General features: G+C 70.6%; 8 protein-coding genes and 1 rRNA gene. 7 read left to right on the forward strand and 2 right to left on the reverse strand.

Annotation, left to right across the window (positions count from 1 at the left end):
• Positions 1-131: 131 nt before the first annotated feature.
• Together J4H91_RS07445 and J4H91_RS07450 are read right to left on the reverse strand one after the other, a co-directional pair.
• The gene (locus J4H91_RS07445; protein ID WP_208045631.1) at positions 132-1,127 is read right to left on the reverse strand and encodes a sugar phosphate isomerase/epimerase family protein; all 996 of its coding nucleotides are present in this window, start codon (positions 1,125-1,127) and stop codon (positions 132-134) included.
• 2 nt (positions 1,128-1,129) lie between these two features.
• The gene (locus tag J4H91_RS07450; RefSeq protein WP_208045632.1) at positions 1,130-2,326 is read right to left on the reverse strand and encodes a Gfo/Idh/MocA family protein; all 1,197 of its coding nucleotides are present in this window, start codon (positions 2,324-2,326) and stop codon (positions 1,130-1,132) included.
• Between the two features lie 171 nt (positions 2,327-2,497).
• On the opposite strand from J4H91_RS07450, the gene J4H91_RS07455 reads away from it, so the two are divergent.
• The 7 genes from J4H91_RS07455 to J4H91_RS07485 all read left to right on the forward strand — a co-directional run.
• Positions 2,498-3,535 carry a LacI family DNA-binding transcriptional regulator gene (locus J4H91_RS07455; protein WP_208045633.1) on the forward strand — a complete coding sequence of 346 codons (1,038 nt, stop codon included), beginning with the start codon at positions 2,498-2,500 and terminating at the stop codon, positions 3,533-3,535.
• 309 nt (positions 3,536-3,844) lie between these two features.
• On the forward strand, positions 3,845-4,339 hold the full coding sequence (locus J4H91_RS07460) for an FBP domain-containing protein (RefSeq protein WP_208045634.1): 495 nt from the start codon (positions 3,845-3,847) through the stop codon (positions 4,337-4,339).
• Between the two features lie 293 nt (positions 4,340-4,632).
• The gene (gene iolG, locus J4H91_RS07465; RefSeq protein ID WP_208045635.1) at positions 4,633-5,640 is read left to right on the forward strand and encodes an inositol 2-dehydrogenase; all 1,008 of its coding nucleotides are present in this window, start codon (positions 4,633-4,635) and stop codon (positions 5,638-5,640) included.
• 28 nt (positions 5,641-5,668) lie between these two features.
• Complete coding sequence (locus tag J4H91_RS07470) at positions 5,669-6,445, forward strand: TIM barrel protein (RefSeq protein ID WP_208045636.1); 777 nt, start codon at positions 5,669-5,671, stop codon at positions 6,443-6,445.
• 33 nt (positions 6,446-6,478) lie between these two features.
• Positions 6,479-6,658: a hypothetical protein gene (locus J4H91_RS07475; protein ID WP_208045637.1), complete on the forward strand. Its 180-nt coding sequence runs from the start codon at positions 6,479-6,481 to the stop codon at positions 6,656-6,658.
• A gap of 162 nt (positions 6,659-6,820) precedes the next feature.
• Positions 6,821-7,870 (forward strand): LacI family DNA-binding transcriptional regulator, encoded by a 1,050-nt coding sequence (locus J4H91_RS07480; RefSeq protein WP_208045638.1) that lies wholly within the window; start codon positions 6,821-6,823, stop codon positions 7,868-7,870.
• Between the two features lie 404 nt (positions 7,871-8,274).
• A 16S ribosomal RNA gene (locus J4H91_RS07485) occupies positions 8,275-8,367 on the forward strand; the annotation flags it as partial.

Genomic DNA, 8,367 nt, shown 5'->3' on the forward strand with positions numbered 1-8,367 from the left:
GCTCCACTCCGAGTGCGGGGCCGCTCGGGCGCACGGGGCGCCGAGAGAACACTCAGGGGGTGAGGGCACACGCGGGGGACCACTCCCCGCGTATGCCCTCACCCCCTGAGTGTTCTCTCACGGACGGCGGCCTACCGCGCGGCGTCGGCCTCGCGCAGCACCTGCGCTGCGACCTCGAGGCCCTCGATGCGGCCGAGCGAGACGTCCTCGTGCTCGATGTTGACCCACATCCCGGGGTCGACGTCGCGCAGCGCGCGCAGGAACTCGGTCCAGAACGCGGTGTCGTGCCCCCTGCCGAGTGCCACGAAATCCCACGCCGACTGCTTCGGCCATTCGTTGGCCCACTCTTCGCCGCCGAGGTTGGTGCGCGGCTCCTCGGGCGAGAGACGGCGGAAGGAGTTATCGAGCACGCCGTTGAGCGACGCCCACTCGGGGTTCACGCGCACATCCTTGGCCGCCGCGTGGAAGACGAGCTCGCCGAGGTGCCGGACGACCGCCACGGGGTCCATCTGCTGCCAGAACAGGTGCGAGGCGTCGAGCTCGACGCCCACGTGGGTCGCCCCGGTGAGCTCGACGAGCTTGTGCACGTCGGCCGAGTTGAACACGAGGTTCTGCGGGTGCAGCTCGAGCGCGACCTTGACGCCGCGGTCGGCGGCGAAGCGGTCGATCTCGCGCCAGAACTTCGCGGCGATGTCCCACTGGTAGTCGAGCACGTCGAGCGCGGCCGAGTTCCAGGCGTTGACGACCCAGTTGACGACCGTCGAGCCGGGCTCCCCGCCGGGCAGGCCAGACATGGTGACGACGCGGTCCAGGCCGAGGCGCTGGGCGAGCTCGATCGAGCGGCGCACGTCGGCGGCGTGCACGTCGCCGATGAGCGGCTTCGGGTGCAGCGGGTTGCCGTTGCAGTTGAGGCCGGCGATCGAGACGCCCGTGCCCTCGAACTGCCCGAGGAACTCGTCGCGGGCGGTGTCGGACTCGAGGATCGCCTCGCGGTTCGGGATGTGCACCGGGGGCAGGAAGCCGCCCGAGTTGATCTCGATGCCGGTGAGGCCGAGACTCGCCACGACCTCGATGGCCTCGGGGAGGCTGCGGTCGTGCAGGATCGCGTTGTAGACGCCGAGTTTCATGGTCAGTGCTCCTTCACGACGACAGTGGATCCGCCCTGCGCCGCCGACTCCGCCACGGCCGCGAGGAACTCCATGTTGTGCACCCCGTCGCCGAAGGTCTTGCAGCGCGGCAGCGACTCCGCCTCGGGGGTGCCGGTGACCTCCTCGAGGAACGCGCGGGCCTGGTGCACGAAGAGGTCGTTCTGCCCGATGCCGATGCCGGGCGCGTCCATCGCCCAGCCGCCGGCGTAGCCGGGGTGCGCTGGGCCGAGGGGCACGATGCGGTAGCCGGCGAGGTCGTCCTGCTCGTCGTGCAGGATCACCTCGACCTGGCCCGGGTTCGTCTGCGACCAGCGCGCGCCGCCCTTCGAACCGAAGACCTCGATGGCGAGGTCGTTGGGATGGCCGGCCGCGACGCGCGACACCTCGAGGGTGCCCACGCAGCGCTCGAAGCGCGCGTTGAAGGTGGCGTAGTCGTCGTTCTCGACGGGCACGAGCTCGTCGCTGACGTTGCCGCGGGTGTGGCCCACAACCGCGCCGAGCGGCTTGGGCCGCTCGGAGATCGCGGTCGAGAAGCGTCCGCCCGAGACCTCGCGCACTTCCCCGCAGAGGTATTCGGCAATGTAGCTGAGGTGGCTTCCCACGTCGCCGAGCGCGCCGGAGCCGGCCGGTCCCTGGTAGCGCCAGCTCATGGGGGCGTCGGGGCGGCAGCCGTAGTCGGTCCAGTAGCGGCCGGAGAAGTGCAGGACCTCGCCGAGGCGACCGTCTTCGATGAGGGATCGGAGGAACGCGATACCGGGCGCGCGCAGGTAGCTGTAGCCGATGCGCGCGATCACGCCGCGGTCCTCGGCCTCGCGGGCGGCGTCGGCCATGGCCCGCGCGTCGTCGATCGTGTCGCTGAGCGGCTTCTCGCAGAGCACGTGCTTGCCCGCGGTGAGCAGGGTCTCGACGATCTCGCGGTGCAGGAAGTTCGCGACGACCACGCTCACGACGTCGATCGAGGGATCCGCGGCGATGGCGCGCCAGTCGGCGTCGTGGCGTTCGAACCCGTAGCGCGCGGCGACCTCGCTGCCGAGCTCCTCGTTGATGTCTGCGATGGAGATGAGACGGATCTCGGGGAGCGTCGGCTTGTAGAGGGTCGAGGCTGCGCGGTACGCGGCGGCGTGGGCCTTGCCGGCCATGCCTGCGCCGATGACGGCGACACCGAGTGATGCGGTCATTGGGGGTCCTTTCGTCGGGGTAGTGCTGGCGGGTCGCAGCGGGGCTGGAGCGCGCCGGAAGCATCGCCTCAGCACTATGTTGGAGCGCTCCAATGCGATTACGCTAACCTTGACTTCGACCGGTTGTCAACGCGAAACACCGGCGGGTTTCCGAGCGTGAGGAGGGTTCCGATGCGCAAGACGCCGACCATCTACGACGTGGCCGAGCGCGCCGGCGTCTCCAAGTCGCTCGTCTCGCTCGTGCTGCGCGGCTCGCCGAGGGTGAGCGACGAGAAGCGCGAGGCCGTGCTCGCGGCCGTCGCCGAGCTCGACTACACACCGAGTCGTCTCGCCGCCGGGCTCGCGGGCACGCGCACCCGCAGCGTCGGGGTGGTCATCGACGAGTTCGAGAACCTCTGGTTCGCGACGGCGCTCGCGGGCCTCCGCAGCGCGCTCGGCGACGACGGCTACAGCCTGAGCGTCGCTGACACCGCGCTCAACTCCCACCTCAGCCTCGACCCGATCGACGTCTTCCGCTCGCTGCGCGTCGACGGCATCGTGCTCGCCGGCGAGGCCTCGGCGGATGCCGCGCAGCGCCTCGCCGTCCCCGCCGTGGTGCTCGGCACCCGCTCCGCCCTGGAACCCGCGGTGCCCGTCATCGCGAGCGACGAGACGGCGGGCGGGCGGCTGGCTGCGGCGCATCTCGCCGAGCTCGGGCACCGCAGCATCGCCTGCGTGTCGGCGCCCGGCCCGAGCGCCGCCGCCCGCGAGGCGGGCTACCGTGCCGAGATGGCCGACCGCGGGCTGGAGCCCGTGGTGCTCCGAGCCGATCAGACGAGCGAGGCGGCGGCGCGGCGCGCGCTCGCCGGCGCACTCGGTGGCGCGGGCCGAGATGTTCGCGAGGGATCCCTCGCCTCGGCAGAGCCCCCGTTCACCGCGGTGTTCGCCGTGAACGACCCCATGGCCGTGGGCGTGATCGGCGCGCTGCGCGAGCGCGGCCTCGAGGTACCGCGCGACGTGTCGGTGGTCGGCTACGACGACTCTCCGCTCGCCGCCTACGAGCTCGTCTCGCTGACCTCGGTGAGCGGCGACACGGCCGAGCTCGGCGAGGCCGCCGGCCGCACGCTGCTCGCGCTGCTCGAGGGGGAGAGGGATCCCTCGCCCGCCCAGCTCCTCGCACCGCGCCTCGTCGTGCGCCGGTCCACCGCGGCGCCCCGCGCTGGCCGCTGAACGCCCCCCCGCGCCGGCCGCTGAGCGGCGCGCACCGGAGCGCCGACGACGCCCCGCCGGGCGCTGCGTTCGCGGATCCTCGCCCGTACCGAACAGGCCGCGGTGCTAGAGTGTCGGCGTGATCGATCGAGACTCAGCCCGTTCCGGGCGCTGGGAGGTTCCCGGCGGCGCTGCCGCCGATGAGCGATGACCCCGCCCCCGCCGCACTCCAGGTGAGTGCGGCGACTCAGTCATGCCGATCATCACCCCGCCTCCGGCGCTCTGGCCGCTCAGCGGCCGCCGGGGCATCGACCGAAAGCACGGTTCATCATGCGTCCCCTGACCGACTCCCTCATCCGCTCGTCATTCGTCAACGCCTCCCGCAGGGAGGTGAAGGAGATGGTGCTCCCCGACGGCCTCGAGTCGACCGACTGGGAAGCGCTCGACTACTTCGGTTGGCGCGACCCGAAGTTCGCCCGCCGCGCCTACGCGATCCTGCCGCTGCCGGGCGGCGATCTCGCCGGTGTGCTGCTCAAACGGGCGGAGGCGGCGCCCCGATCGCGGGCCATGTGCGGCTGGTGCCAGGATGTACGGTTGCCGAACGACGTGGTCTTCTACAGCGCTCGCCGGGTGGGCGACGCCGGGCGTCGCGGGGCCACCGTGGGCGTGCTCCTCTGCGAAGACTTCCAGTGCTCGCGCAACGTGCGCAACGACCCGCCGCCCGCCTATGAGGGCTTCGATGTCGCGGCGGCGCGCGAGCGGCGCATCGAGACGCTGCGGCTGAAGGCCGCGGGCTTCGCCGACATGCTCGTCAGCGGGCGTTAGCCGGCGGGCGCTGACTGCGTTCCCCTCCCGGCGCTGGTCAGTAGATGTTCGAGAATCGCAAGAACGGAACGTCTACTGACCAGCTGAGGGGGGCGAACACGCCGGACGAACCCCGTGCACGCGCGAGCCGGGCCGAACCGCTCCTCTAGCGCAAAACGGACCTCCGCACGTCCAGTCCACGGCCAGTTTCGGACCGGTCCAAGTCCTATACTGAGTGCGCTGAAGACGCGCACCGACCGGAGCTCGGCGGCCCGACGCCTCCCGCTCCGATCCCGACCCAGAGGACCCCCGCAATGACGCAGAACCCGATCCGTTTCGGTCTCATCGGCACCGGCCGCATCGGCCAGGTGCACGCCGCAAGCATCGCCGCCGATCCCGAGGCGACGCTCTCCTGGGTCGCGGATCCCTTCATCGAGGGCGCCCGCGGCGTGGTCGAGCGCTTCGGCGGCACCGCGACCGAGTCGCCCGAGCAGCTCATCGCCTCGGGAGAGGTCGACGCCGTGCTCATCGCATCGCCCACCCCCACCCACGTCGACCTCATCGAGGCGTCGGTCAATGCCGGCCTGCCGGTGCTGTGCGAGAAGCCCATCGACCTCGACATCGCCCGCGTCGACGCCCTCCGCCCGCTCGTGCAGTCGGCCGGTGTGCCCGTCGCGCTCGGCTTCAACCGCCGTTTCGACCGCGATTTCAAGGCCGTGAGGGATCGCGTGGCCGCCGGCGAGATCGGCGAGCTCGAGCAGCTCATCATCATCAGCCGCGACCCCGCGGCCCCGCCCGCCGACTACGTGCGGGTGTCGGGCGGCATCTTCCGCGACATGACGATCCACGACTTCGACATGGCCCGCTACTTCTTCCCCGACATCGTCTCGGTGAGCGCGACGGGCACCCGGGCCTTCGATCCCGGCGTCCGCGAGCACGGCGACTTCGACACCGCCGTCACCACCCTGCGCACCGCGTCGGGCGGCATCGTCACGATCGTGAACTCGCGCCACAGCGCGATCGGCTACGACCAGCGCATCGAGGCGTTCGGGGCGAAGGGCATGCTGCAGGTCGCGAACGCCCCCACCAGTCTCGTGAGCGCGTCGACCGCGGACGCCGTGGAGGCGAAGCCCGCCTTCGGCGCCTTCTTCCTGGAGCGCTACGCCCAGGCCTACGCCTCCGAGCTCGCCGAGTTCATCAAGCTCGCGCGCGGCGAGGCATCGACCAGCCCCACCTTCGAGGACGGTCGCGCCGCGCTCATCCTCGCCGACGCAGCGCAGCGCTCGGCGACCGAGGGCGTCGCCGTCGACGTCGCGCTCTGACCCCTCCACGACGCCGAGAGGATCCCTCATGTCTTATCGTCTTGCCGCCTGCGCCGAGATGCTGTTCACCGAGCTGCCGTTCGAGGAGCGCGTGCAGCGCATCCACGAGCGCGGCTTCCTGGTGGAGATCTGGGACTGGAGCACCAAGGACCTCGACGCGCTCGCCGCGACGGGCGCCGAGTTCTCGTCCATGACCGGCTACCTGCGCGGCGACCTCACCACCGACGAGGGCCGCTCCGAGCTCATCGCGACCGCGAAGGAGTCGCTGCGCGCCGCCGAGATCATCGATTCGCCGCGCCTCAACCTGCACGGCACCGGCCTCGGCGAGGGCGGCCTGCCGGTCGTGCCGCGCGAGAGCGTGACGGGAGAGGACTGGATACGCGCCGCCGACACGCTGCGCGAACTCGCCGAGCTGGGCGAGGCGGCGGGCCGCACCTTCGTGCTCGAGAACCTGAACCTCGCCGTCGACCACCCGGGCACGCCCTTCGCGCGGGCGGCCGACACGCTCGCGCTCGTGCGCAGCGTCGACCGGCCCGGCATGCGGCTCAACCTCGACCTGTACCACGCCCAGATCGGCGAGGGAAACCTCGTCTCGCTCGTCACCGAGGCGCTGCCGTGGATCGGGGAGATCCAGGTGGCCGACGTGCCGGGACGCTGCGAGCCGGGCACGGGCGAGATCCGCTACGAGGCGGTCGCCGCCGCGCTGCGATCGCTGGGCTACGAGGGCGTGATCGGCATGGAGGCGTGGGCGAGCGGCGATCCCGACGCCGCGCTCGACGCCTTCGCGTCCGCCTTCGGCGCGTAGCCGGGCCGCGCACAGCCGCGTAGGGTCGTCTTCATGGGAGAGAACAACGAGCGCAACATCTACCGCGCGATCGTGCTCGTGCTCGGTCTCGTGGCCGCGATCGGGCTCATCTGGTACCTCGGCCAGGGCGGCGAGGGACTGCAGGAGGACGGCATCTTCGAGCTCTTCTCGAACCTGCCCGATCCGAACAATCAGGGCCACCAGGGGGAGTAGCGCCCGTCGCGGGCGCGAGGCGGGGCGAGGGATCCGCGATCCCTCGCCCCGCTTCGCGTCTCGGACGAGAGGGCGACCCCGCCGCGAGGCCGTAGGATTGCAGAGGTCGCGCGGCCCGGGTGGAGAGCACCGGCGGGTCGCATCAGCGGAGGCGGGTTGACGATGACGGAACGGGCAGCGGGCGAGAGCGCCCCCGTTCGCACCCGCCCGCCCACCATCCGTGACGTCGCCCGCGAGGCGGGCGTCTCGAAATCGCTCGTCTCACTCGTCTTCAACGGCGGCGAGAACGTCAGCGAGGAGCGCCGGGATCGCGTGCTGCAGGCGGCGGAGCGCCTGGGGTACCGGCCGAACCTCGTCGCGCAGTCGCTCTCGGCCGGCCGTCGCGATCTCGTCGCGATCCTCGTCTCCAACCTCTCGAATCCGATCTTCGCCGAGATCGTCGGCGCCGCGAAGGCGCGGCTCGGCGAGGCCGGGCAGCGCACCATGATCGTCACCGCGCAGGTCGACGACGGCAGCGGGGAACCGGTGCTCGACCGCGACAACCTCGCCGTGCTGCGCGATCTGCGGCCGGCGGGCCTCATCACGGTCGGCACGATCCCGGAGTTCGCAGAGCTCTCGGATCTCACCGCCACGATCCCCACGGTCGTCGCGAGCGCCATCGACGCTACCGATGACACAGTGGCCTCCGTGCGCACCGACGACGATGCGGGGATCGCGCTCGTGGTGGAGCACCTCGTCGATCGGGGCCTCTCGCGCATCGTCTTCGTCGGAGGCGAGGGCGGCACCGTCTCCGCCTCGCGCGAGCGCGCATTCCGCGCGGAGGTCGAGCGGCGCGGCCTCGAGGGATCCGCCGGCGTCGAGCGGGCCGACTTCACCGAGGCGGGAGCGCGTCGCGCGGTCTCGCGCATCCTCGCAGCGGGCGGAGTTCCCCAGGCGATCGTCGCGGTGAACGACCTCACCGCGCTCGGCGTCATCGCTGCACTCGAGGAGGCGGGTGTGCGTGTGCCCGACGATTGCCGCGTGACGGGCTACGACGACTCGACGCTATCCGCGATCCCTCGCATCTCTCTCACGAGCGTCGACCCGCACAACCGGCGCATCGGGCGCGAGGCGGCCGAGGCGCTGCTCGGTGCATCCGGGCCCTTCGACCGCGGCCGCGAGGTGCTCATCCCACCGAGTCTCGTGGTGCGAGACTCCTCTCGGGTTTCCTGAGAGCACCTCGTCGTGCTGGTGCGACACGCCCGGGTGTGTGGTGCGTGTTGCGGTCGGGGTGGGGCCCGCGTAATCTATTCCCTTGTCAGCGCGACGGAGCCGGGCGAGAAAGTAGCCCGGTCCTTTTTTCGCGTCTCCCGCCCTTCTGGGTGGTGAGTGAGACAGGTTGCTGTTCGGAAGCCTTTCGGGGTGTGTACGGGTGGTGTCTGGTCTTTGAGAACTCAATAGTGTGCACTTGATTGTCAAATGCCAATTATTTATCCCCGTCGCCGCGCCCTTTGTGTGGGTGTGGTTGATGGTGATTCCTTTTGGACAAAAGTTGAACGTCAGTAATTGATGTTCGTATTTTGTCAGGTCAAACTCGCAGCTGTTCTGCTTATTCCGCAGGATGGTTTGCACATGTTTTTACGGAGAGTTTGATCCTGGCTCAGGACGAACGCTGGCGGCGTGCTTAACACATGCAAGTCGAACGCTGAAGCCCCAGCTTGCTGGGGTGG

This window comes from Leucobacter ruminantium (assembly GCF_017565705.1).
Classification (GTDB): Bacteria; Actinomycetota; Actinomycetes; order Actinomycetales; family Microbacteriaceae; genus Leucobacter; species Leucobacter ruminantium.